At 70.7% G+C, this 24,328-nt stretch carries 22 protein-coding genes; 8 read left to right on the forward strand and 14 right to left on the reverse strand.

Annotation, left to right across the window (positions count from 1 at the left end; genetic code table 11):
• Window positions 1-49: 49 nt before the first annotated feature.
• A complete protein-coding gene (rlmB, locus tag ACIBO1_RS06685; protein WP_396742060.1) occupies window positions 50-1,171 on the reverse strand; it encodes a 23S rRNA (guanosine(2251)-2'-O)-methyltransferase RlmB in 1,122 nt (373 codons plus the stop codon).
• Entirely contained in the window at window positions 1,171-2,586 is a 1,416-nt protein-coding gene (gene cysS / locus ACIBO1_RS06690) for a cysteine--tRNA ligase (protein WP_396742062.1), read from the reverse strand. The genes rlmB and cysS overlap by 1 nt, the downstream gene beginning before the upstream one ends.
• 63 nt (window positions 2,587-2,649) lie before the next feature.
• Between cysS and ACIBO1_RS06695 the strand changes: the two genes are divergently transcribed.
• Together ACIBO1_RS06695 and ACIBO1_RS06700 are read left to right on the forward strand one after the other, a co-directional pair.
• Window positions 2,650-3,330, forward strand: a complete 681-nt coding sequence (locus ACIBO1_RS06695; RefSeq protein WP_396742064.1) for an IclR family transcriptional regulator — start codon at window positions 2,650-2,652, stop codon at window positions 3,328-3,330.
• A 121-nt stretch (window positions 3,331-3,451) separates the two neighbouring features.
• Window positions 3,452-4,315 (forward strand): hypothetical protein, encoded by an 864-nt coding sequence (locus ACIBO1_RS06700; RefSeq protein WP_396742066.1) that lies wholly within the window; start codon window positions 3,452-3,454, stop codon window positions 4,313-4,315.
• 83 nt (window positions 4,316-4,398) lie between these two features.
• Here the strand turns inward: ACIBO1_RS06700 and ACIBO1_RS06705 are convergent, their stop codons facing one another.
• From ACIBO1_RS06705 to ACIBO1_RS06715, 3 genes are read right to left on the reverse strand one after another with little or no spacing between them, the layout of a single operon-like run.
• The gene (locus ACIBO1_RS06705; protein ID WP_396742068.1) at window positions 4,399-6,075 is read right to left on the reverse strand and encodes a S8 family serine peptidase; all 1,677 of its coding nucleotides are present in this window, start codon (window positions 6,073-6,075) and stop codon (window positions 4,399-4,401) included.
• Between the two features lie 35 nt (window positions 6,076-6,110).
• A complete protein-coding gene (locus tag ACIBO1_RS06710; RefSeq protein ID WP_396742070.1) occupies window positions 6,111-6,851 on the reverse strand; it encodes an HAD family hydrolase in 741 nt (246 codons plus the stop codon).
• Between the two features lie 13 nt (window positions 6,852-6,864).
• Window positions 6,865-7,824, reverse strand: a complete 960-nt coding sequence (locus ACIBO1_RS06715) for an EamA family transporter (protein ID WP_396742072.1) — start codon at window positions 7,822-7,824, stop codon at window positions 6,865-6,867.
• A gap of 84 nt (window positions 7,825-7,908) precedes the next feature.
• Here ACIBO1_RS06715 and ACIBO1_RS06720 point away from each other — a divergent pair, with 84 nt between their 5' ends.
• Window positions 7,909-8,454, forward strand: coding sequence for a CGNR zinc finger domain-containing protein (locus tag ACIBO1_RS06720; RefSeq protein WP_396742074.1), 546 nt, complete (start codon window positions 7,909-7,911; stop codon window positions 8,452-8,454).
• 348 nt (window positions 8,455-8,802) lie between these two features.
• On the opposite strand, the gene ACIBO1_RS06725 is transcribed toward ACIBO1_RS06720, so the two are convergent.
• Window positions 8,803-8,985, reverse strand: coding sequence for a DUF397 domain-containing protein (locus tag ACIBO1_RS06725; RefSeq protein WP_117229063.1), 183 nt, complete (start codon window positions 8,983-8,985; stop codon window positions 8,803-8,805).
• Window positions 8,976-9,788, reverse strand: coding sequence for a Scr1 family TA system antitoxin-like transcriptional regulator (locus ACIBO1_RS06730; protein WP_396742076.1), 813 nt, complete (start codon window positions 9,786-9,788; stop codon window positions 8,976-8,978). The genes ACIBO1_RS06725 and ACIBO1_RS06730 overlap by 10 nt, the downstream gene beginning before the upstream one ends.
• Before the next feature lie 260 nt (window positions 9,789-10,048).
• Between ACIBO1_RS06730 and ACIBO1_RS06735 the strand changes: the two genes are divergently transcribed.
• Window positions 10,049-10,342 (forward strand): hypothetical protein, encoded by a 294-nt coding sequence (locus tag ACIBO1_RS06735; RefSeq protein WP_396742078.1) that lies wholly within the window; start codon window positions 10,049-10,051, stop codon window positions 10,340-10,342.
• A 108-nt stretch (window positions 10,343-10,450) separates the two neighbouring features.
• Here ACIBO1_RS06735 and ACIBO1_RS06740 read toward each other — a convergent pair whose 3' ends face one another.
• On the reverse strand, window positions 10,451-11,851 hold the full coding sequence (locus tag ACIBO1_RS06740; protein ID WP_396742080.1) for a class II fumarate hydratase: 1,401 nt from the start codon (window positions 11,849-11,851) through the stop codon (window positions 10,451-10,453).
• Between the two features lie 176 nt (window positions 11,852-12,027).
• Here ACIBO1_RS06740 and ACIBO1_RS06745 point away from each other — a divergent pair, with 176 nt between their 5' ends.
• The gene (locus ACIBO1_RS06745; RefSeq protein WP_396742082.1) at window positions 12,028-14,448 is read left to right on the forward strand and encodes a hypothetical protein; all 2,421 of its coding nucleotides are present in this window, start codon (window positions 12,028-12,030) and stop codon (window positions 14,446-14,448) included.
• Window positions 14,449-14,551: 103 nt separating this feature from the next.
• Here ACIBO1_RS06745 and ACIBO1_RS06750 read toward each other — a convergent pair whose 3' ends face one another.
• Window positions 14,552-15,205, reverse strand: a complete 654-nt coding sequence (locus tag ACIBO1_RS06750; protein ID WP_396742084.1) for an NYN domain-containing protein — start codon at window positions 15,203-15,205, stop codon at window positions 14,552-14,554.
• 212 nt (window positions 15,206-15,417) lie between these two features.
• Window positions 15,418-15,819 (reverse strand): hypothetical protein, encoded by a 402-nt coding sequence (locus ACIBO1_RS06755; RefSeq protein ID WP_396742086.1) that lies wholly within the window; start codon window positions 15,817-15,819, stop codon window positions 15,418-15,420.
• A 423-nt stretch (window positions 15,820-16,242) separates the two neighbouring features.
• On the opposite strand from ACIBO1_RS06755, the gene ACIBO1_RS06760 reads away from it, so the two are divergent.
• Window positions 16,243-16,425, forward strand: coding sequence for a hypothetical protein (locus ACIBO1_RS06760; RefSeq protein ID WP_396742088.1), 183 nt, complete (start codon window positions 16,243-16,245; stop codon window positions 16,423-16,425).
• Window positions 16,426-16,499: 74 nt separating this feature from the next.
• Here ACIBO1_RS06760 and ACIBO1_RS06765 read toward each other — a convergent pair whose 3' ends face one another.
• From ACIBO1_RS06765 to ACIBO1_RS06775, 3 genes are all read right to left on the reverse strand, one after another.
• A complete protein-coding gene (locus ACIBO1_RS06765; protein ID WP_396742090.1) occupies window positions 16,500-18,167 on the reverse strand; it encodes a fumarate hydratase in 1,668 nt (555 codons plus the stop codon).
• Window positions 18,168-18,256: 89 nt separating this feature from the next.
• The gene (locus tag ACIBO1_RS06770; protein WP_396742092.1) at window positions 18,257-19,690 is read right to left on the reverse strand and encodes a PQQ-binding-like beta-propeller repeat protein; all 1,434 of its coding nucleotides are present in this window, start codon (window positions 19,688-19,690) and stop codon (window positions 18,257-18,259) included.
• Between the two features lie 163 nt (window positions 19,691-19,853).
• Window positions 19,854-21,119 (reverse strand): MFS transporter, encoded by a 1,266-nt coding sequence (locus ACIBO1_RS06775; RefSeq protein WP_396742094.1) that lies wholly within the window; start codon window positions 21,117-21,119, stop codon window positions 19,854-19,856.
• A 66-nt stretch (window positions 21,120-21,185) separates the two neighbouring features.
• On the opposite strand from ACIBO1_RS06775, the gene ACIBO1_RS06780 reads away from it, so the two are divergent.
• Window positions 21,186-22,178, forward strand: coding sequence for a DUF5937 family protein (locus ACIBO1_RS06780; protein WP_396742096.1), 993 nt, complete (start codon window positions 21,186-21,188; stop codon window positions 22,176-22,178).
• A gap of 146 nt (window positions 22,179-22,324) precedes the next feature.
• Here ACIBO1_RS06780 and ACIBO1_RS06785 read toward each other — a convergent pair whose 3' ends face one another.
• Window positions 22,325-22,810 (reverse strand): Lrp/AsnC family transcriptional regulator, encoded by a 486-nt coding sequence (locus tag ACIBO1_RS06785; RefSeq protein WP_117229056.1) that lies wholly within the window; start codon window positions 22,808-22,810, stop codon window positions 22,325-22,327.
• Between the two features lie 139 nt (window positions 22,811-22,949).
• Between ACIBO1_RS06785 and hppD the strand changes: the two genes are divergently transcribed.
• A complete protein-coding gene (gene hppD, locus ACIBO1_RS06790; RefSeq protein WP_396742099.1) occupies window positions 22,950-24,155 on the forward strand; it encodes a 4-hydroxyphenylpyruvate dioxygenase in 1,206 nt (401 codons plus the stop codon).
• Window positions 24,156-24,328 lie beyond the last annotated feature (173 nt).

Consider the following 24,328-nt stretch of genomic DNA (forward strand, 5'->3'; position numbering starts at 1 on the left):
GCCGATGGCGGGCCGCCCCTTCCGCGTACTCCCGGTGGTTGGTGGGGGGTCAGAGCTCGACGGCGCGGCGGCGCGCCACCTCGGCGAGCGTCACCGCGGCGGCGACGCTCGCGTTGAGCGACTCCACCTCGGAGATCATCGGGATGCTCACGGTCAGGTCGCAGGTCTGCCCGACCAGCCGGGACAGCCCGCGCCCCTCCGAGCCGACCACCACGACCAGCGGTCCGACGGCGGCTTCCAGGTCGTAAAGGTCCGTCTCGCCGTCGGCGTCCAGGCCGACCACCAGGAAACCGGCGTCCTGGCACGCCTTCAACGCCCGGGTCAGGTTGGTGACCTGCGCCACCGGCACCCTGGCCGCCGCACCGGCACTGGTCCGCCAGGCCGTCGCGGTGATCCCGGCGGCCCGCCGCTCGGGTACGAAGACACCCTGCGCGCCGAACGCGGCGGCCGAACGGATCACCGCGCCGAGATTGCGCGGATCGGTGACGCCGTCCAGCGCCACCAGCAGCGGTGCCGCCTGCTCCACCGACGCCGCGACCAGGTCCTCGAACGGCTGGTACGCGAACGGCGGCACCTGGAGGCCGACGCCCTGGTGCAGCACGCCCCCGGTCATCCGGTCCAGCTCGGCGCGGCTGACCTCAAGGATCGCGATGCCCCGGTCGGCCGCCGTCCGGACGATCTCCTTCATCCGGTCGTCGACGTCGATGCCCTGCGCGGTGTAGAGCGCGGTGGCCGGCACCTGGGCGCGCAGCGCCTCCAGCACCGGGTTGCGCCCGACCAGCAGCTCCGGCGTGTCCTTCGCCGGGTTCGACTTGCGACCCGGCGCGACCCGGGGGCCGCCGCGCCCGGCGGGCTGCTTACCCCGGGCCGGTTTGGCCGCAGGGGTGCCCCGACCGCCGCCCCGACCCCAGGTGGTGTCCTTGCTGCCGGGCTGGCCGATCTTGGGGGCGCGCCCCTCCTCGGCCGCCGCCCGACGCTCCTTCTCCTGCTTCCAGGCGGTGCGCTGGGGCAGCTTCTCGGTGCCCGAGTAACCCTTGTGCCAGGGACGTTCGTCGGCCGGCAGGGTCCGGCCACGCCCGGCGAGGGAGTCCCGGTTCTTGCCGCCGGAGCCCTTCGGGGCCCCCGCCTTCGACGTCATCCGCCGGCCACGGCGTTGCGAATTGCCGGCCATCAGTCATGTTCTCCAATTGTCCAACGCGGGCCCTGCGGGGTGTCCTCGACCACCACACCGGCTCGCTTGAGTTGATCCCGCAGCGCGTCGGCGGCGGCCCAGTCCTTGCGGACCCGGGCCTGTGCGCGCTGTTCGAGGGCCAGGGCGACCAGGGAGTCCACCACACCACGGAGGTCGCTCGCCCGGGCGCCACCCGTCCACACCGGGTCGAGCGGGTCGACGCCGAGGATATCCAGCATGGCCCGGACGTCGGCGAGCGTCGTGCGGACGGTCACATCGTCCGCGTCGGCCAACGCGGTGTTGCCGTCGCGCAGCACGTCGTGCAGCACGGCCAGCGCGGCCGAGGTGTTGAGGTCGTCGTCCATCGCCGCGGCGAACGCCGCCGGCACCTCGCCGACGTGGCCGACCCCGACCCGTTCGACGGCCCGCTGGACGAAGCCCTCGATCCGCCGGTACGCGACGGCCGCCTCCCGCAACGCGTCCTCGGAATAGTCGATCCGGGAACGGTAGTGCGCGGCCACGTAGTAGTAGCGCAGCTCGACCGGGCGTACCCCGAGCGAGGCGACGTAGGCCAGGTCGAGGGTGTTACCCAGCGACTTGCCCATCTTGGTGCCGCCGATGCCGAGCAGGCCGTGGTGCACCCAGTACCGGGCGAACGGCAGGTCGGCGGCCTGCGACTGGGCCAGCTCGTTCTCGTGGTGGGGGAAGATCAGGTCCAGCCCGCCGCCGTGGATGTCGAACTCGGCGCCGAGGTAGCGCCAGCACATCGCCGAGCACTCGATGTGCCAGCCGGGCCGACCCCGCCCCCACGGCGAGGGCCAGTAGGCGTCGGTCGGCTCGTCCGGTTTCACGCCCTTCCAGAGCGCGAAGTCACGCGGGTCCCGCTTGCCGCGTTCCGGCCCCTCGCAGGCGGAGAGCATGTCGTCCGGTGACTGGTTGGACAACGCGCCGTACGCCGACCAGGACCGCACGTCGAAATAGACGTCCCCGGAGTCGTCGGTGGCCGGGTACGCGTGCCCCCGCTCGATCAACTGCGCGATGAGCTGGTGCATCTCCGGGATGTGCCCGGTGGCGCGCGGCTCGTAGGTCGGCGGCAGCACGTTCAACGCCCGGTACGCCTCGCCGAGCTTCAACTCGTTGGCGTACGCGATCGACCAGAACGGCTGCGCCTGCTCCTGCGCCTTGACCAGGATCTTGTCGTCGATGTCGGTCAGGTTGCGGACGAAGGTGACCTCGAAGCCGGCGGCCAGCAGCCAGCGCCGTAACACGTCGTAGTTGACGCCGGAACGGAGATGGCCGATGTGCGGCGCTGCCTGGAGGGTGAGACCACACAGGTAGACCCCCACCTTGCCGGCTTCCCGCGGGACGAAGTCCCGCACCGATCGGGTGGCGGTGTCATACAGGCGTAGCGTCACCGTACAAGGGTAGCCGTCCGTCGTTTTCCGGGTCCGCCGGAGCCGGGTCGTACGCTGCTGGTCGTGGACTCCGCAGCGACGCCCGACATCGATCCGCCGTCACCCGCCGTGCCCGGTGGCGAGACGTCGCAGACGCTGGACCGGGGCCTGCGGCTGCTGCACCTGGTCGCGGAGGCGTCGGGCGGGCTGACGGTCACCGAGGCGGCGACCCGACTGGGCATCGGTCGGGCGGCCGTCTATCGACTGGTCGGCCCGCTGGCCGGGCACGGCATGCTGCGCCGGGACGCCGCCGGTCGACTCCGCCTCGGTGCCGGGGTGCTGCACCTGGCCCGGCGGGCCCAACCGCTGCTCGCCGAGGGGGCGCTGCCCGCGCTGCGTCGGCTGGCCGAGCAGGCCGGGGCCACCGCCCACCTGACCGTGGTGGAGGGTGGCGAGGGGGTGGCGCTGGCGGTGGTGGAGCCGAGTTGGACGTCGTTCCACGTCGCGTACCGGACCGGTGCCCGACACCCGTTGGAGCGGGGTGCCGCCGGGCAGGCCATCCTCGCCGGGCGGACCGGCGCCGCCGGCCCAGTGAGCACCGCCGGTGAGCTGCAACCCGGCGCGTACGGGGTGGCCGCGCCGGTGCTCGGGGTGCCGGGTCTGGAGGCCAGCGTGGGGGTCGTCGCCCTGGCCCCGCTGGACGCCGAGGCGGTCGGCGCGCAGGTGCTCGCCGCCGCCACCGCGATCGCCACCGCGCTGAGCTGACCCGGCGACATACCACAACGCGCGCCCTCGGCGGGGGTTGTCCACAGGCGGCCGTTCCGGTCGTCGTCGCGGTTGTCCACAGGGGTCGCCGGGCCGGTGACACGGGTCGCAGGCTGCTCTCATGCCAGTTCGCACACAGCCACCGGACGCCCTGGCGTGGCAGGTCTTCCGCGGCTCGGACGTCGTCCGCCGAGGTCTGCTCACCGCCCACCAACTCCGCAACTCCGCCTGGGTCCGACTGCGGCACGACGTCTACGCCGACGCCCGACTCGACCGGGACCACACCCTGGCCTGCCGCGCGGCGGCCCTGCAACTGCCCGCCGGGGCGGCCGTCGCCGGCCCGTCCGCGGCCTATCTGCACGGCATCGGGCACGCCGCCGACTTCGACCAGGCCGTCCACGTCCTGGTGCCGACCCGGGCCGGGCTACGCAGCCAGCGCGGGCTCCGGGTGCACACCGAGTCCCCGCAGTCGCTGGCCGGGCTGACGATCAAGGGCACCCCACCGCACACCGACACCGCCCGGGCCGCCTGGGAGAGCGCGGTGTGGCTGGAGCCGAGCCGCTCGGTCGGCATCGTGGACGCGCTGCTGGGCCGAGGGCTGACCACCCCGGCGGCGTTGGCCGAGGTGGCGGCGGCGAACGACGACCGCCCCGGCGGGCGTCGGGCCCGTTGGGTGTTCGACCTGGCAGACCCGGCCGCGCAGTCCCCCGACGAGTCACGGCTGCGGGTCGGACTGGTGCTGGCCGGGCTACCGCGCCCGGTGGCCCACCATCCGGTGAGCCTGCCCGGCGGCGTGGTGCTGCGACCCGGCCTGGCCTGGCCGCAGCAGCGCGTGGCGGTGGAGTTCGACGGTCAGCGGCTCTATCCGCTGGCCGGGGCGGGCTGGCTGATACGGCACGTCACCGGCCGACGCCTGCACCAGGACCTCCCCGGGGTCGCTCGCGAGATCCGCGCCGCACTGCTGGACGGCGGACGCCCTCGGTGAGGGGGCAGAACGGGGGACAGCCCGGCCGGGGGCAACCCGGCCGGGCCGTCTGTTCGCCCGTCGAGGGCGGGTGTCCTACCCGGTCATCGGCGCAGCGGCGCGGTCACCGCCGCGTACGCGTCGATGATGCCGTGCCCGTAGAAGCCGTTGAAGTCGACCGAGCCGTCGCAGTAGGCGTCGAACTCGGCCGGCCGCCCCTCGTTGGTGTAGGTCTGCAACCGAGGCTCTGGGCAGGCCCGCTCGGTGGCGGTGCGGAGCAGGTGCTTCTCGACCAGCTTCGGAGCCAGGCCGAAGTCGCCCCGGCCCTGCGGCTTGCCGTACCTGCTCACGATGAGCGCGGCCACGCCGGAGGCGTGCGGTGCGGCCATCGAGGTGCCCTGGAGGTACGTGTAGTAGCCGCACTGCCCGTTGGCCTTGCACTCCTTGAACACGAAGGTCTCGGCGCCCGGCACGATGTTGCCGGCCTCGTCGACCGTCCCCTCCTCCTGGAGCACCTTCTTGGGATAGGTGGAGAGGATCATGTTGGCGTCGATGCGGAACGTGTCGGTCCCGAAGCCGTCGCGGAACCAACCACCCGGAGCGGCCACCGCCGTCTGCTCGGTGCCGTAGTTGGAGTAGTCGGCCTTCTTGCCGGACGGACCGACCGAGGACACGCTGATCACGTGCGGCCCCTCGGCGGGCAGGTCCCAGCAGCTGTCGTTGTCGATCTCCCGGGGGTACGGCGCGACGTCACCGTAGTTCGGGCTGGACACGTCGGTACGCGGGTCGCCCAGGTCCTCGTGGTTGTTGCCGAGCGCACCGACCAGCGTGACGCCCCGGTTGTGGGCGAAGGTCAGGGCCCGCTTCATGGCGCGGATGGTGGCCCGCTGGGCCGCCTGCGCCTCTGGGGAGTCCGCCGGGTTGGCCGTGCAGTTATAGAGCCACGGGTCGACATAGAACGACATGTTCACCACGTCCAGGCCCGACCGGCCGGCGTGCAGCAACGCGTTGACCACCGGGTTCAGGAAGAAGTACCCGGAGTCCTGGCCGCCCTTGAGGTTGACCAGGGAGACCTTCGGGGCGACGCCGGAGAGGCCGAAGCCGTTGGCGGCGGCGCCGATGGTGCCGGCGACGTGCGTACCGTGCCCGCCGTCGTCGGTGCCGGCCGGGTCGAGGCAGCTCGGCACCTCGCACTCCCCGTCGATCTCGGGGATGTCCGGGGCGAAGTTGCGCGACAGGGCCCAGTTGAAGTTCGGCGCGATGTCCGGGTGGGCAGCGTCCACGCCGGTGTCCAGCACGCCGACGGTCACCCGACGGTCGCCGGGCTCGACCTTGCGCGCCTTGTCGGCCCGGATCATCTCCAGGCCCCAGAGCTTGTCGTCGAGCGGGTCCAGCTTCTTGCCCCGCTGCTTGCCGGCGCCCTTCGCGGCGGCCACGGCCAGGAGGTGCTCCTGCTCGACCCGGTCCAGCTTGGGCTTGCGGCCGATCGCCCTCTGCTCGGCGGCACCGATCAGCGCGGCGGCAGCAGTCGCCTTCGTCGCGAAGTCGGCCCGGTCACTGGTCACCTGGAACACACCGACCTCGTCGGTGCGGGACACCACGGTCCCGCCGGCCGACCGGATCGCGGCGAGGGCCGCGTCGGCGGAGTACCCGTCCTCCGCGACCACGGTGAACGTTCGGACGGTCGTCGGCTCGGCGCTGGCCGGCACGCCCAGACCCGTCACCGTGAGTGCCAGTGCCGCCGCGGTCGCGACGACGCCGACGGTGAAGCGCTTGCTCACCACATCGAATCCTCTCTTTGAGGGACGTGGCGTCATCAGACATCAACGCATGACGTTTCGCCAGACCGGCGTCGGTAACACGGCGGAAGTTCCGCTTCGCCGGAAAGGCCGACCAGGACGGCAGGCAACTCGGCAAGCGAGGACACTGTCGCGTCCGGCAGTACACCGGCCGGGAGCGAGTCGCCCCGCCGGTTCAGCCAGACCGCCCGCAGACCAGCCCGCTGCGCTCCGACCACGTCGAACGCCGGGTTGTCACCGACGTGTACCACCTGCGACGGCGGTACCCCGGCAGCCACGCACACCGCGGCGTAGAACTCGGGCGCAGGCTTCTTGGGCACGCCGTTCTCGTGTGCGTACACCTCGAAGGCGAACTCGCCGGCCAGGCCGCAGCGTTCCGCGCGGCTGTTGCCGTTGGTGGCGAAGCCGATTCTCCATCGCGCCCGCAGTGCGGTGAGCGCGGGCCGCACGTCGGAGAAGGGTCGGGTGAGCGCGAACCTCCGGACGAAGAAGACCTCGGCCAGCTCGTCCAGGTGGTCGCCCAGACCCGCTCGCGCCAGCGAACGGGCCAGCGCCGCCCGACGGATCTCCATCACCGGCGCCGAGGCCAGGTCACCGAAGACCGCGTCCCAGTCCGACTCCAGGTCGGCCAGTGACACCTCGGCCGCCACCGGGGTCAGCCGCCGCATCTCGTCGAGTACGGCGACCAACCCGCCGGTGACAGCCGGGCGCAGATCCAGCAGAGTCTCGTCGGCGTCGAACACCACCGTGCTCAGCATGTCGATCAGGGTGTCACGTGAGGGCCGGCTCCGCCGCCTTCGCCTGGTCGGGGGTGACGGGTGCGCGCAGCTCGTCGAGGCGGACCAGGGCCACCCCGGCGACGATCAACGCGCCGCCCATCAGTTGCACGACCGTCGGCAGTTCACCCAGCACCAGCCAGGCGATCAGCACCGCGAACATCACCTCGGTGAGCCCGACGAAGGAGGCCATCCGGGCACCCAGGACGCGGGCCGCGGCGATCCCGGCCAGGTACGCGACCACCGCCGCCACCAGCGCGAGGCCGACGATCGGCACCAGCCAGCTCGTCTCCTGCCCGGCGAACTCGACCGTGCCGAAGCTGGCCCGCAGCGGTAGCGCGCCGAGCAGGCCGAGCAGCAGCAGCGCACCGGCACCGACGGCCATTCCGCCGCTGGCCATGACCACCGACGGCAACGCGGCGTCGACCCGGCCGGCCAGCACGAAGTAGCCGGCCAGACCGACCGCCGCGCCCAACCCCCAGAGCACCCCGATCGGGTCGAGCCGCCCGGCTCCGGTGAGGTCGAGCACGAAGAAGAGGCCCGCGAGGGCCGCCCCCGAGCCGGCCACGGTCAGCCGGCGGGGGCGCTGCCCCTGGATCAACCAGGTCCACCCGACGACGAGAATGATGCCGAGGTACTCCAGCAGCAGCGCGACGCCGACCGGCAGGTAACGGACCGCATTGAAGAAGCACACCTGGGCGAGTGCCACCCCGAGCAGCCCGAAGACACCGATCGAGGTGATGTTGCGGCGCAGCACCGCCCACCGGCCCCGCAGCACGAGCAACGCCGGCCCGGCCAGCACCAGGGCCGCGATGCCGACCCGGGCGACGACGACCGCCTCGGCGGACCAGCCGTCGTTGATCAACGAACGGGCGAAGGTGCCCGAGGTGGCGAACGTGACGGCGGAGAGCAGGGCCAGGGCGAGCCCGGCCCCCGCGACGGGGGAATGACGCATCGACTCTCCTTGGCACGGTCGCCCGCCATGGGCAAACTAGGCTTACACCGATGACGCTAAAGCGGGGCCACGACAGGAGTCAAGTTGCTTTTCGCCCATGACACCGAATGTTCGCTGACCGCCGCCGCCGCGCTGGTCAACACCGACGGCCGGGACGGCGACAAGCTGCCCGACGTCGCCGCGCTGGACGCGTTCTACGTCACCCACTCCTACAGCGGCCGACACGAGCACAGCGAGGCCGAACTCCGCGCGGTACGCGCCCTGCGTCCCCGGCTGCGACGATTCTGGTCCGCCGACGTCGACGAGATCGTCGAGATCGTCAACGGGCTGCTCCGCGAGCATCGCGCCCTGCCGCAGCTCATCACGCACGACGACGAGCCGTACCACCTGCACGCCGTCCCCCGCGACGCGCCGCTGGCCACCCGGATGGCGGTCGAGGCGGCGATGGCGATCGCCGACGTGGTCCGCGGTGGCGAGCTGCGCCGGCTGCGGACCTGCGACCACCCCGACTGCGACAACGTACTGGTCGACCTGTCGAAGAACCGGTCCCGCCGGTTCTGCGAGGCGGGCTGCGGCAACCGGGCCGCCGTCAGCGCCTACCGTGCCCGAAAGGCCGCCGCCCGCTCCTGACCTGACCCCGACCCCGAGCTGCCCATTGCCCCGAGCTGCCCATCGCCCCGAGCTGCCACGCTCAGGGTCGAGGTCCTGCCCCAAGGCCATGCAGAGTCGAGGTCTTTGCCAAGGTCACGCTCGATCCAGGATCGAGTGGCATCGGTCGTCCGCGATGACCACTTGATCCTGCATCGAGGATGTTCATGGCGTCCCGGGGCACACGAAGCCGACGGGACAGCCTCGCCCTCCGCGACGACCGATCGTCCCCCTTGGTCGAGCACCGTCGGTGGAAGCACAGGGAGGTGGGTAGCTTTCTTGTCGCCCCAGCGACAAGAAAGCTACCCACCTCCGGGTCAGGCGATCAGATCAGCGCGGCGGCGCGGCGACGAAGACCCGCCAGGAGTACGGGTCGAAGGCCAACACCGGTCCCGCCGGGTCCTTGCTGTCCCGCACCCCGACCACCCCGCGAACGTTCAACGCCACCTCGACACAGTCGTTGGACTGCGCGCTCCGACTGCTCGTGCGCCAATGGGCTCCGGTCAGCTCCATGCCTCGGCCACTTCCCTCAACAGCTCGATCGTCTGGCGGGGCGTATACGCCTCGCCAAGGCAAACCTCCCACACCTGCCTGAGAAGATCGAGATCCTCCGACCGATCCAGCTCCTGGCCGCCGATATGGCTACCGAGAAAGGCCACCTCGGTGCCGTCCCTTCCGCTCGCGAGCAGGAAAGGTCCACCCAGGCCGGGGTACTCCGCCGCCGCTTGCGGAACCACGTGCACCCGGATGCGGGGATGCTCGCCGGCAATGTCAGCAAGGTGCGAGACCTGCTCCGAGACGATCTTCTGGTCGCCGACACACCGCCGGATCGCAGCCTCGTCGATGATCACGATCAGGTAGGGCGAGTGGTCCCCAGACAGGACCGTCTGGTTCTCCATCCGCTCTGTCAGCCTGCGCTCCACTTCGTCTGGATCCAGCAGACCACCAGCCTCGAAAACGGCGCGCGCGTAAGCCTCGGTTTGCAGCAGACCTGGGACATACAGCGGCTCGTACCACCGGAGCTTTGCCGCCTGCCCGACGATCGTCTGTGCCCCGCGTAGCCAGACCTGGGCTTTGTCGAGGGCGACGAGGTCGGTGAGCATTCGGCCGTATAGGCCGCCGGTGTCGAGGGCCTTGTCGAACTGTTCCAGGTACTTCGGGGTGGGCGGCTGTTGCCCCAACTCCACCGCACTGACCATCGACGCCGAGTAGTTGACCGCCTTGGCCAGGTCCTCCTGGCTCCAGCCGCGTCGCATCCGCGCCCGACGTAGCTCCGCGACCAGGAACGTCGCCGCTGTCATCTGCCCGCCCGTCATCTCCAGCCACCCTCCAGGAACCGGTCGATCGACTCCAGCGCCCCGCCACCGGCGAGCCCAGCCACCGCAGCGGGCCTCGGACAACACGGTCGAACCCTTCCGACCGTAGTGGTGTCGTCAGCAGACTGTGAAGACCGACGGTTCGCCGCTCATCCCCCGAGCACGAAACGTCGAGGTGGGACCGTCCGCTCCCCCGGCCGGGCGGTCCCACTGCCGGGGGCGATGGCATATCCGACTCAGCTCGAAAGGACACCCGTGCCATGTCCCGACCCGCCCGCCCGACCTGGTTCCGCAGCACCCGCCGCAATCAGCGGCCGATCCCCCTCGCGCCTCGGCACCGTCGGGTCTGGCGGGGGCTGCGCCGCTACTGCTCCTGTGGCCTGCGCTGGCGCACCTGCCCGGACCGGCACGCCCCGGTGCCGACCGAGCCGACCGCCGCTTCGCCTCCGAACCGTCCCTCGTGGGCCCAGGCCACCGTGGCGAACCCGCAGGTCGGCATGGCCGGCAGGCTCACGCCGGCACAGTCCTGGCGGGCCAACGGCGGCCACTGGTGACCGGCCCGTCGGTGCCGGTCACGCCGGCCACCCCGGTCCCTCCGCACCTGACACACCCCGACCCGTGACACCCTGGCCCGTGACCGGCGCACCCGCAGGGGTCCACGCTCAGGGGTGGGTCATCCGGAGCAGGTCGAGCGCCTCGTCCAGTTGGATCTCGCTGAGTTTGCCGGACTCGACGTGGCCACGCGACACCACCACCTCCCGGATGGAGATCTGCTTCTCCAGCGCCTCCTTGGCGATCGAGGCGGCCTCGTCGTACCCGAGGTGGCGGTTGAGCGGGGTGACGATCGACGGCGAGCCCTCGGCGTACGACAGACAGACCTCGGCGTCCGCGACCAGGCCGACCACGCAGCGGTCGGCGAGCAGGCGGCTCGACGCGGCGATCAGCCGGATCGACTCCAGGATGTTGCGGCCCATCACCGGCAGCATGACGTTCAGTTCGAAGTCGCCCTGCGAGCCGGCGAAGGCCACCGTGGCGTCGTTGCCGATCACCTGCGCGCAGACCTGCCGGACCGCCTCGCAGACCACCGGGTTGACCTTGCCGGGCATGATCGACGAGCCCGGCTGGAGGTCGGGGATGCGCAGTTCGCGCAGGCCGGCGCGCGGACCGGAGCCCATCCAGCGGATGTCGTTGGCGATCTTGTAAAGCCCCACCGCGACGGTACGCAACTGCCCCGAGGTCTCCACCAGCGCGTCGCGGGCGCCCTGCGCCTCGAAGTGGTTCCGCGCCTCGCTGACCGGCAGCCCGGTCGAGTCACGCAGCTTCTCGATCACGCGGGCGGCGAACCCGAGCGGCGTGTTGATGCCGGTGCCCACCGCCGTACCGCCCAGCGGCAGCTCGGCCAGCCGGGGCAGCACGCCCTCCACGCGCTCCAAGCCGTAGCGGATCTGGGCGGCGTACCCGCCGAACTCCTGCCCGAGGGTCACCGGCGTGGCGTCCATCAGGTGGGTACGCCCGGCCTTGACCACGGTCTCGAACTCCGACGCCTTCGCCTCCAGCGCGGTGGCCAGGTGGTCCAGCGCCGGCAGCAGGTCCCGGACGACGGCCTCGGTGGCCGCCAGGTGGATCGAGGAGGGGAAGACGTCGTTGCTGGACTGCGAGGCGTTCACGTCGTCGTTGGGATGGACCGCGCTGCCCAGTTCCCGCCCGGCGAGCGTGGCGATCACCTCGTTGGTGTTCATGTTCGACGACGTACCGGAACCGGTCTGGAACACGTCGACCGGGAACTGGTCGTCGTACCCGCCGTCGGCCACGTGCGCGGCGGCGGCGGCGATCGCTGCGGCCACGTTCGCGTCGATCACGCCCAGATCCCCGTTGACCTCGGCCGCCGCGCCCTTGATCTGCGCGAGTGCCCGGATCTGCGCCGGCTCGATTCCCCGGCCCGAGATCGGAAAGTTCTGCACCGCCCGCTGCGTCTGGGCCCGCCAGAGCGCCTCGGCGGGCACCTCCACCTCGCCCATCGAGTCGCGTTCGATCCGGTAGCCCGTCGTCTCTGGAGTCGTCACGCGTTCCATCCTGCCCCGGTCGGCGGGCACGTGCAGATGATCGCCCCAGCCGCTCGACCCGAGATCGAACAACAACCGGCCGGGAGGCACCGTTCCACCCGAAAGTGCGGCGCGACCAAGACAGCGATCCTTTTAAGATCTTCGAGGTCTGCCACTCTCATCGAAGGGTTCACACCTTGCAGGACAACGGGGGTAACACCGGCGTGCGTACCGCTCGCCGACGGCGTACACTGCGTCGATTCCTCATCACGGGCGCGGCCGCCCTGCTGACCGCACCGATCGCCGTGCTCGTCACCAGCGCGCCGGCAGCCGCCGGGGTGACCAGGTTCGAACGCCCGACGAGCATCAGTCACACCGACCTCAAGCAGCCGTCCGTCGCATTTCCGGTGGGCACCACCGACAAGGTGCCGGTCGGCACCTGGACGTCCGACGAAGGCAAGCACACCTCGCGGGCGTACTTCACCTTCGATCTCACGCGCTATCAGGGCAAGGAGATCATCAACGCGTACGGAGTCGTCGGCGAGTCGTCGGTGACCGACTGCGGCCAGCCTCGCAAGATCGAGATCTGGCGCACCGACACGCCGTCGACACCGCCCACCTGGCAGACCGCGCCGCAGGTGCACGAGCGGGGTGGGGACGTCTACAACTCCCCCGCGTGCCCGGCCAGTCGCCTCGAACTCGATCTCACCGAGACGCTGCGCCAGGCGCTCGCCGGCGGTCAGGACAGCCTCACCCTGATGGCCCGGATCGCCGGCAACCACGAGAAGAACAAGCGCCTCAGCCGGTGGATCACGCCGCTGGGCATCTCGATCGAGGCCAACGCCGCACCCGACGTGCCCAGCGCGCGGATGGTCGCCGGCCTGGCCTGCGCGGACGGCCGCCGGATCGGCACCACCGAGCCGGTGCTCAGCGCCCAGGTCACCGACCCGGACACGGTAGACGGGTTCGCCGGAGATCCGGTGACCGCGACCTTCGCCTGGTGGCCCGTCGATCGGCCCACCGAGCGCACCGAGTGGACGTCCTACCGCATCTCCGCGCCGAACCGCTTCGTCTACACGGTGCCGGCGGGTGGGATGGTCAACGGCGGCACGTACGCCTTCTCGGCGCGCGCCGCCGACCAGCACGCCAGTTCCGACTGGTCACCGGAGTGCCGGTTCACCGTCGACACGGTGCGCCCACCGGCCCCGACCGTCACCTCCACCGACTACCCGTCCGGCCGTACCCAGCCAGGTCACGGCGGTCCGGGTATCCCCGGCACCTTCCACTTCTCCGCGCCGGGCGCGGACGACATCGCCGGCTTCTACTACGGCGAGAGCGGCCCGACCTCCTACGTGGCCGCCGGCGAGTCGGGCACGGCCACCATCAGTCATACGCCGAGGCGTAGCCACTCCAACCAGCTGTACGTGCAGGCTGCGGACCGGACCGGCAACCGCTCGGCGCAGATGAGGTACGAGTTCACGGTGCGCGACACCGCACCTCGGATCACAGACGGGAACCCGGACGGCGCGATCGATGAGCCCCGCGAGCTGACGTTCACGCCCGGCATGGATGACGTGGTCGAGTACACCTACCGGCTCAACGACGGCGAGCCGGCCACCGTGCCCGCCGGCGCGAACGGCACCGCCACGGTGACGATCACCCCTCGCAAGTCCGGCATGAACCGGGTCACCGTGACCAGTCGAACCTCAGGTGGGCTGCCCAGCGGCGAGGCAGATTTCCAGTTCCGTCTGGCGACCGAGCCCACCGTCTCGTCCGAGCAGTACCCCATCGGCGGTGGCGAGGGCGCCCTCGTCGGCACCGCCGGCACGTTCGTCTTCCGCCCCGGCATGCCCGGTGTGACCGAGTACGTCTGGTCGGTGGCCGGCGGGCCGGAACGGACTGTCGCCGCCGAGGCGGACGGCACGGCGAGCGTGACCTTCACCTCCACCTTCGGCGGGTTGCACTGGATGGAGGTCTACAGTCGGACCGCCGACGGCACCGTCTCCGAGACCGCCTCGGCGTACTTCCAGGCGACCTCGTGGGCACCGACGATCGAGTCGGCGGACTATCCCGAATACCAGGCGAGCGGCGGGCCGGGGGTCACCGGTGAGTTCACCTTCCGTCCGGCCCGTGAAGGGGTGACCGGTTACGTCTATACCTTCGAGGGCGAGGAGGAGCGGACGGTCACGGCGGGCGCCGACGGAGTAGCCAAGGTCGACTGGACGCCGCAGTCCTACCCCGCCGATCGTTCCGGCTGGGTGCGGCTGACCGTACGCGCCACGTCGGGATCGCTGGTCTCGGACCAGGTCGAGTACGCCTTCGTCCTCAACCGGTTGACGCCGACGGTCACCAGCGCGGACTATCCGCCCACCGGCGGCGGTGCCCCGAACGTGCCAGGTCAGTTCACGCTGACCGCGCAGATGCCGGGCAGCACCGAGTTCGTCTACCGGTACAACGGGGAGGAGCGGACGGTCGCGGCGGGAGCCGACGGCACGGCCACGATCACGCTGACCCCGCAGTACGACGGCGGCAACTACCTGTTCGTGTCGAGCAGGACCGCGTCGGGCATCACGTCCGGCGAGGACTACTACTACTTCTACGTGCGCAGCCAGAGCTGACCTCCGCAACGACAGGGGCGCCGGGCTTCCGCCCGGCACCCCTCGTCATGCATGCCCCGCCCCGGTCGCACCCAGCAGGCCTCGGCAAATAGCGGAAGCACAGCTAGATCCACTTGCTGGGGCGGGTATAGCTTCGTCCGGTCACAGGATCGGCGACGATGCCGGGTAGTTGGGCGCTGCGAAGGGCCCGTTCCCTGATGAAGAACTGGCCTATGTTGCCGATGCTGGTGAGGTGGCTGGACGCTCGGGTGTTCCCGGGTGGCATCGCGAGGTAGATCAGTTGTGCAGGGTTGACCTGTTTGACGGTCTCCAGGGCAGGAGCAAGATCAGTGTCAGCGCTGATCAACAAGGTGATGTCAGCGACCCGGAGAGCCGCATCGGCGACCATCGTGGCACCAAGGGCTACGTCGGTGCCCTTCTCCTCGTAGCTCTTGTAGGGGCGGCCGCAGCCGCAGGTGTAGCTCTGGCCGCAACGCCGACAGTCCCGGGTGGTGCGCTCTTTGAAGCGTCCGAGGTGCACTGTGAGCGCTGCCCCATTACGGATCTTCATAGCTTCGATGTAGTTGGTCTGATTCTGCGCAGCTGCGGGTTCGTTCTTGACGATGGCGGTGAAGTAGTGCACCGAAGCGACAGTGTCCTTGGACCTGAGCTGGCGAACGAGTTCGACGACGTCGAGCCACATGTGCTTCCGGCCGTACTTGCTCTTCATGCCGTAGTACAGGTTGAAGCCGTCGATGTAGGCGGCGACTGTGCCCACGTTCACCCCTCATGGTTCCCTGGCTGGTGTATGGTGGCCGTATACGACGCCGAGAGATACGGCAGGAACGGCCCCTTCGGGGGCCGTTTTTTTGCGGGTGATGGCCTAACGCACCAAGCAGCCATCGATCACGGGGACTTACCGCAACGGCGGCCACGATCAGGCCACGCTCCTGGGCCTCATCTACGAGGATTTATATGCCCACGCCACCCTTAGCGGTGCCGAAGGCTCTGGAGAGGTACGTTGCTGTCCTCGATCAGAAAGAAGCTCCAGCCGTTGCGATGCGGACTGACCTCCGGCTTGTGATGACCGACGATCGCCCGAGCCGCCTGGCTCGGAGTCTTGAAGACCTGCCCGGCCAGGGGCCCGGAGGTGATTTCCATCCGCCCGGGGCCGGGCACGAAAGAGGCATAGGTGCGGTGGCCGGCGTAGTCGGCGTAGACCCGTACGGCCTTCGGCTCCTCTCGGTCGCCGCGCTCCGGCAGTGGCGCCCTGAGGCGAGAACGCGCGTCCACTACCAACTTCGCAACGATCTGTCCTTTGCTGAGACCCGCGATCTCGGCAGCAAAGGACAGGTACCGGTCTGTGTCATCGTCAATCTCGATCGATGGCATGCGTCACCTCCTCGTCAAACGCAACGATATCACATCCTAGTTCATCCAAAACTCAGTGACACAAGAAGTCAACTGAGCTTCTTACTTTGCTCAGCGGTGGGCGTTGGCCCAAAGGTGATGGGAGACCTTGCAGTCGGTCCCGGGCGGCGCTGATACGCCAGCCCGGGACCTTGATTGGACAAGGGAGATCCGACCGTGAACAGTCTCCCCGGCTCGGCTCCGCCGGACGAACCACACACCCGCCCGGCAAGAGCCCGGTCATCGGCCGGGCGGAGAACGCCCTCGGATGTTCGAGGCCACCGACCAGCCCAGCCCCGAACGTCTGCTGCCCAAGTAACACCACAGCCCCGAGTTGTCCCGCCGGGAGCGCGCCGCCGCGCTGGCCTGAGTCCTTCCCACACATTCGAGCGGAAGGCAGAACTCGTGACGATCCTGGCGATCCACCCGCGTGAGCTACCGAAGACGGAGACGGTCGAGGTACGGCTCGATGCTGGCAGTGGCTCCACCGGCCAGCGCGTCATGATCCTCGTGGAGCGATTGACCCTCTCCGATCTCGACCAGGGAGAGGGTGTGACGGCGCTGTACGAATACGAGACGCCCTACTAAACGCGGCAGGCGAGCCCTCGGCAACAAGCCGAGGACTCGTCGTCGCAGTGCGGTTGATCGGGTGGCCGAAACGCTCAGCGGCGACCGATGCTGAGGACCGGCTTGGTCACCTCGGCGAAGAAGTCGTTGCCCTTGTCGTCGACCACGATGAAGGCCGGGAAGTCCTCCACCTCGATCTTCCAGACCGCCTCCATGCCGAGCTCCGCGTACTCCAGGACCTCGACGTGCTTGATGCAGTCCTGGGCGAGCCGGGCCGCCGGTCCACCGATCGAGCCCAGGTAGAAACCGCCGTGCTGCTCGCAGGAGCGGGTCACCTGGGTCGACCGGTTGCCCTTGGCGAGCATCACCATCGAGCCGCCGGCCGCCTGGAACTTCTCCACGTAAGCGTCCATCCGCCCGGCCGTGGTCGGGCCGAACGAGCCGGAGGCGTACCCCTCCGGGGTCTTCGCCGGACCGGCGTAGTAGACGGCGTGGTCACGGAGGTACTGCGGCATCGACTCGCCCGCGTCCAGCCGCTCGGCGATCTTCGCGTGCGCGATGTCGCGGGCCACCACCAGCGGGCCGGTCAGCGACAGACGCGTCTTCACCGGGTACTTCGACAGCTCGGCGCGGATCTCGTCCATCGGGCGGGTCAGGTCGACGCGGACCACCTCGGTGGCGTCCAACTGCCCCTCGGTGACCTCGGGCAGATAGCGGGCCGGGTCGGTTTCGAGTCGCTCCAGCCACACACCCGACGGGGTGATCTTCGCAACCGCCTGACGGTCGGCCGAGCAGGACACCGCGATCGCCACCGGGCAGGACGCGCCGTGCCGGGGCAGCCGCACCACTCGCACGTCGTGGCAGAAGTACCGCCCACCGAACTGCGCGCCGATGCCGAAGTTGCGGGTCAGCTCCAGCACCTCGGCCTCCAACTCCAGGTCCCGGAAGCCGTGCGCGGTCATCGAGCCGGAGGTGGGCAGCGCGTCGAGGTACTTGGCGCTGGCGTACTTGGCGGTCTTCAGGGCGTACTCGGCGCTGGTGCCGCCGATCACCACCGCCAGGTGGTACGGCGGGCAGGCCGAGGTGCCGATCAGCCGCAGCTTCTCGTCCAGGAACTGCATCATCCGCGTCGGGTTCAGCAGCGCCTTCGTCTCCTGATAGAGGTACGACTTGTTGGCCGAGCCGCCCCCCTTGGCCATGAACAGGAACTTGTACGCGTCCGGGTGCCCGTCCGGGTCCTCCGCGTACAGATCCACCTGGGCCGGGAGGTTGCTGCCGGTGTTGCGCTCCTCCCACATGGTGAGCGGGGCGAGCTGGGAGTAGCGCAGGTTCAACCGCGTGTACGCCTGCCACACGCCCCGCGAGATCGCCTCGGCGTCGCTGCCGTCGGTGAGTACGTGCCGGCCGCGCTTGCCCATCACGATCGCGGTGCCGGTGTCCTGGCACATCGGCAGCACCCCGCCGGCCGCGATGTTGGCGTTGCGCAGCAGGTCGAGCGCCACGAACCGGTCGTTCGGCGACGCCTGCGGGTCGTCGACGATCGCCCGCAACTGGGCCAGGTGCGCCGGACGCAGGAAGTGCGCGATGTCATGCATCGCCTCGGCGGTCAACGCGGTCAGCGCAGCCGGATCCACGGTGAGGAACCGCCGACCACCGGGCCCGTTGACGACGTCGACGCCCTCGTCGGTGATCAGGCGGTACTCCGTCTGGTCGGGACCGGTCGGCAGCAGGGGGGCGTACGAGAAGTCCACGGCACTGCTCATGACGGCAAAGCCTAGGGCAGAAGGGTCGATCAGTCCCACCCGCCGGGTGGGGTGGTGGGGCGTCGCACTCATCCGCCCCGGTGACCGGCTCACTTGCCGGGATCGGGGGCGGCGCAGAGTTCGTTCTTGGGGCCGCAACTCTCCTGGGGCTGCGGCACCTGTCCGGTGCCGGCGGGACCCGGCACTCCCCCGTCACCGTCGCGCGCCGGGTCGCCCGTGGCGCCGAAGCGGACGTACCCGATCTCTCGGCCCTCGCCGATCACCATGCCGGCGGGGCCGACGGCGAGGGCGTTGGCGGAGGTCCGCAGCACGGCCAGTTCCCGACCGGTACGCGGGTCGAGCGCCACCAGCCGGTTGGGCTTCTCGTCGGTGAGTACGGCCGCGTACGGGGTCAGCGCGGCACCCGTCTTCTCCCCGGTGGGCCGGTTCCACCGGGTCCGGTCGGTGCCGAGTTCCCGGCTGGAGACGGTGTCCCCGTCGGCGGTCCGCACCACGCCGTACCGGTCGTCGACGGCCAGCACCCGCTCCCCCTCGGCGGCCACCAGCAGCAGCCGACCGTCGTAGCCGTCGAGAACCGTCTCCCGGCCGTCGGGCGCGACCCCGATCAGCACGTTGCGGGCACCGTACGGGTCCTCCCGCTGCACGCAGCCCGCACTGTCGGCGGTCCGCAGGTTGATCCCCGACCGCCGCCACGCCTCCTGGCCGGTGGCCGGATCGCGGCCGGTGATGGCGAAGTAGCAGTTGCCGTCCTGCGAGCGGGCGGCGATGTGCAGCAGGCGCCCACCGATCACCGCCAGCCGCTCGTCCCGGCCGGGCTCCACGTTCTGGAGCACCCGGCCGGTGGCGGTGTCGACCACGTGCACCCGGCCGTCGACCGGGAACCCGAGCAGCGGCGGCACCGACTCCGGGCCGGCCACCTCCTCGTGGATGCGGTTGGTGCCGAGTCGACGGGTGTCCAGCAGGTTCGGGTTGTCGGCGAGCAGGCCGCTGCTGACTCCGGGCAGGAACGCGGTCCAGATCGGGGCGGAGCCGCGCGGGTCCCAGGCGCTCAGCGTGCAGTCGGTGGCCTCCACGCACCGCGCGTCGAGCAGCATGTTCCGGTACGTCCAGACGGCCACCGCGTCGTCGTCACGTCGTCGCGTCACGCCGGTGCTCGGGTCGAGGACCTCGTATCCCTTGACCAGCAGCTTGCCCACGGCGACGACGGACTCCGGGCCGACGCCGGCCACCGCGCTCCAGTCGGCCTTGCGTTCCCAGAGCTGGGAGCCGGTGGCCAGGCTGCGGGCCTCGACCCGGGTGCGCTGCTCGACGATCACCGCCTCGCCGGCAATCGTGACGCTGCGCGGGGTGCCCCCGATGCGCTGCTGCCACTGCACGTCCGGGGAGGAGATGGGCTGTCGTCGGTTCACCCAGTCCCACATGGTCGGGAACGGGTTCCAGACGCCGGTGGCGGCGAGCGCCACCACCGTGGCCAGTCCGAGCAACAGCCAGCCACGTACGCCGAGCCCGCTGCCCTTCGCCACCGGATCACGGTAGCCACCCGCGCCCTGAACCGCCCGTACCGCCCCGCGTGTCGTGAAAGGAAGGGACCCTTTCTAACGCCTCCGGTGGTAAAAGGGTCCCTTCCTAACCTCACGCACCGCCCTCACACGACGACCTCACACGACGACCGAACGCGGCTACATCTCACGCGGCGACCCGACGCGTGCGGCCGCTCGGGGCGAGCACCGGCCACAGGATCAGCGTCGCCGTGGCCGACGCGGCACCGGCCAGCGCCATCACGATGCCCGGCGCGAGCACCTCGCTGAGCGCCCCCGCGCCCGCCGCAGCCAACCCCTGCATCGCCATCATGCCGGTGCTGACCAGCCCGAACGCCTGCCCACGCCGCCCCTCGGGCACCGCGTCGAGGAACCGCCGGGCCAACCCGAGCTGATAGGCGAAGCCCGCGGTGGCCACCGCGAACAGGGCCGCCGCCGGCACCAGCGACGGCCGGGCCACGAACGCGAGCATCGGTACGCCGAGCAGCAACGCGAGCCAGGGTGTCCAGCGTTCCCGCCGGGCCGGTGCCACGAACCGCCCCACCAGCAGGTCACCGACGAGCATGCCGCCCGCGCCGGCCATCAGGAGTACGCCCGCGCTGGCCCCCGGCCCCAGGTCGGCCGCGTACGGCACGGCCACCCCCTCCGCGCCCACCAGCAGCGAGCCGGGCAGCCACTGGGCGAGCAGCAGTCCCCGGATCCGGCGATCGGCGAGCAGCGTCCGGTTGACGCGCAACGTCTCGCGTACCGCCCCGCGCGCCGGCGTGTCGGTCGTCGGGGCGTACTTGACGCGGGCCGGGCGTCGGGTGAGACCGACCCGTACCAGCAGCGCCGAGAGCCCGCAGGTCACCGCGGTCAACCAGAGCGCACCGTACGGGCCGACCAGCCCGAGCAGCAGTCCGCCGACCGCGAAACCGGCGACCTGGGTCCCGCCGGCGGCGACCGAGAGCAGCGAGCGCCCCAGCACGTACGCGTCGCCGTGCAGCACCTCGGGCAACAGCGCGGTGCGGGCGGCGTTGCTGACCGGGCCGAACAGGGCCACCACCGCGACCAGCCCGAGCATGGCCGACGGGGACATCACCCCGACGGCGAGTACCGCCACCATGACCATCCGCAGCAGGTCGTAGCCGACCATCATGGCCCGGGCCGGCCACCGGTCGGCCAGCGCCAGCAGGAACACCCCGCCGAGGGCGTGCGGCAGGAACCCGGTCACGTACGCCAGGGCGGCCAGCAGGCCGGATCCGGTGCGCTCGTAGACCAGCACGGACAGGGCGAGCATCTTCACCGTCTCGCCGATCATGAAGACGCCGAAGCTGGCGAAGATCACCCGGAACTCGGCGACGGCGAAGACGTCCCGGAACGTCGCCGGCCGGTCGGCAGCCGCCTGAGCTGCGGTGGTACTGGTGCTGTTCACGCCGGCAAGCTTCGTGGTACGGCCCGTCCGGTTCTATCCTTTCGCCAGGGAGCGAAAGGTCGTGGCATGCGCATCGAGGTGACCCCGGCTGACCTGGCCGCGAGCCGGTTCGCCGTCTCGCCGCTGGGTGAGACGGTCTCCGCGCTGCGGCTGCTGGCCGGGCTGAACACCGCCCCCGGGCTCACCCCCTGGGTGGCCCGGCAACGGCCGGTGTACGAGCGGCTGCGGCGCGAGCTGCCGGAGGTGGGCGCGCTGCTGGCGCTGATGCGCCGGGGCGGCTACAACGCCGACTTCATCCATCCGCCACCGGCCGACACCGCCCAGGACTTCGCCGACGAGCTGGCGGTGGTCCGGGCCACCCCGCTCGCCCAGGCCCGCGACGAGCTGGCCCGCAACCTCGTCGCCCCGCACACCACACCACCCGAGTACGCCCGCCGGATCTACCGGTCGCCGAACGTGGTGGACCTGCTCGCGGACGCGATCGAGGCGGCCTGGACGACACTCGTACAGCCGGACTGGCCCCGCCTGCGGGCGGTCCTGGAACGCGACCTGCTGCACCGGGCCGGTCGACTGCTCGCGTACGGCTGGGGGGCGGCGGTCGCGGACCTGGACCCCCGGTTGCGCTGGGTGCCCGGCGGCGACGTAGGCACCATCGAGGTCGACGACCCGCACCAGGAGGAGACGCATTCCTTGGCCGGGCGGGGTCTGCTCTTCGTCCCCACCGTCTTCGGCATCCTGATCAAATACCTCGAACCGCCCTGGCCGTTCGCGATCGTCTACCCGGCCTACGGTGCGGCGGAACTGCTCGGGCCACCCGATCCGGGCCGCCCGGACGACGTGCTGGACCGCCTGGTCGGGCGGTCGCGGGCGGCGGTGTTGCGAGCGCTCGCGCTGCCCGCCACCACCAGTCAGCTCGTCGCCCAACTCGGGCTGAGCCTGGGCGGGGTCGGTGACCACCTGACCGTGCTGCGCGAGGCGGGCCTGGTCAGCCGGGTACGTTCCGGTCGCGCCGTCCGCTACCGACGCACCCCGCTCGGCGACGCCCTAGCCGAACGCTGACGCTCCCGCACCGCCACGTCCACCGCGTCCGCCGCGTCCAGCCCGGATGTTAGGAGGGGTCCCCTGCTATGCACCAGGCGTTAGCAGAGGACCCCTCCTTACACAGCACCCCCGGCGCGGCGCTACGACCCGCCGGACGACGGCCTTCAGGCGACGGCGGAGCGGACCAGAGGGAGGACGCGGTAGGGGATCTGCTCGGCGAGGGCGATAATCGTCGAGGCGCGGGTGATCCCCTCGTACGCCACGATCTGGTCGATCACCCGCTGCAGGTCGGTGTTGGACCGGGCCACGATGCGGCAGAGCACGTCGCCCGAGCCGGTGATGGTGTGCGCCTCCAGCACCTCGGGGATCGCCGCGAGGTGGCGGGTTACCGGGTCGTGCCCGAGCCGCTGGCTGATCTCCAGCGTGACGAAGCTGGTCACCGTGAAGCCGAGGGCGGCGGGCCCGAGGTCCGGCCCGAAGCCGGCGATCACGCCCCGGCCGACCAGCTTGTCCAACCTGGCCTGGACGGTGCCCCGGGCGACCTGGAGTCGGCGGGAACACTCCAGCACACCGATGCGGGGTTCCTCGGCGAGCAACTCGATCAGTCTGGCGTCCAACGCGTCGAGCTGTACAACCTGACCAGGGTTCATGCGTGAACACCATACCGTTTGCGCAACCTGACCAGCAGAGCAGGAGTGTGTTGCCCAGTCAGCCCGGTCACCGCGATGCTCGCAGCAGCAGACGACCCCGTCGGCCCACGAGGCCGGCCGGTACGCAAGGGAGGCCACCATGACCCAGGCGATCGACCGACCCCAGTCGACCGAAGAGGTCGACATCGACGCCCTCGTCGGCGCCGTCGACCACGACACCAGCAAGGACCCGTTCCCGGTCAAGGGCATGGACCACGTGCGCTTCCTGGTGGGCAACGCCAAGCAGGCCGCGCACTACTACTCCACCGCGTTCGGCATGACCTGTGTGGCGTACCGGGGCCCGGAGCAGGGCTACCGGGACCACGCCGAGTACGTGTTGACCAGCGGCTCGGCCCGGTTCGTGCTCACCGGGGCGGTACGCCCGGACGCCACCGGCACCGAGCACGTCGCCCGGCACAGTGACGGTGTCTCGGACATCGCGCTGGAGGTGCCGGACGTGGACGCCGCGTACGCGCACGCCACCGCGCAGGGCGCGACCGGGCTGGCCGAGCCGCACGACGTCACCGACGAGCACGGGACGGTACGGCTGGCCGCCATCGCCACCTACGGCGACACCCGGCACACCCTGGTCGACCGCTCCCGGTACACCGGCCCGTTCCTGCCCGGTTTCGTCGCCCGTAAGCCGATCGTGGACCGGCAGCCGATGATCGACGCCGGGGTGCAGCCCAAGCGGTTCTTCCAGGCGGTCGACCACGTGGTCGGCAACGTGGAGCTGGGCCGGATGGACGAGTGGGTGGAGTTCTACCGGCGGGTGATGGGCTTCACCAACATGGCGGAGTTCGTCGGCGATGACATCGCCACCGACTACTCGGCGCTGATGAGCAAGGTCGTCGCGAACGGCACCCGCAAGGTGAAGTTCCCGCTCAACGAGCCGGCGATCGCCCGGAAGAAGTCGCAGATCGACGAGTACCTGGAGTTCTATCAGGGTCCGGGCGCGCAGCACATCGCCGTCGCCACCAACGACATCCTGGCCAGCGTCGACGCGATGCGCGCCGCCGGGGTCGACTTCCTGGAGACCCCGGACTCGTACTACGACGACCCGGAGCTGCGGGCCCGGATCGGCGAGGTCCGGGTACCGATCGAGGAGCTGAAGTCCCGCAAGATCCTGGTCGACCGGGACGAGGACGGCTACCTGCTCCAGATCTTCACCAAGCCGGTGCAGGACCGGCCGACCGTCTTCTTCGAGCTGATCGAGCGGCACGGCTCGCTCGGTTTCGGCAAGGGCAACTTCAAGGCGCTCTTCGAGGCGATCGAGCGGGAGCAGGACAAGCGCGGCAACCTGTAACACTGTCCAGCGTGACCCAGCCTCCCGTGCACCCGTCGCCGGCCGGTGGGCCTACGCCCCCGGCCGGCGGCGCACCGCCGCCCCTCGGCCCGCCGCATCCGATTCCGCCCCAGTACGCACCACCGGGCCACTCGCCATCGGGCCACTCGCCACCCGGCTATCCGCCACCGCCC

Origin of the sequence: Micromonospora sp. NPDC049903, from assembly GCF_044460945.1 — a bacterium.
Classification (GTDB): Bacteria; Actinomycetota; Actinomycetes; order Mycobacteriales; family Micromonosporaceae; genus Micromonospora.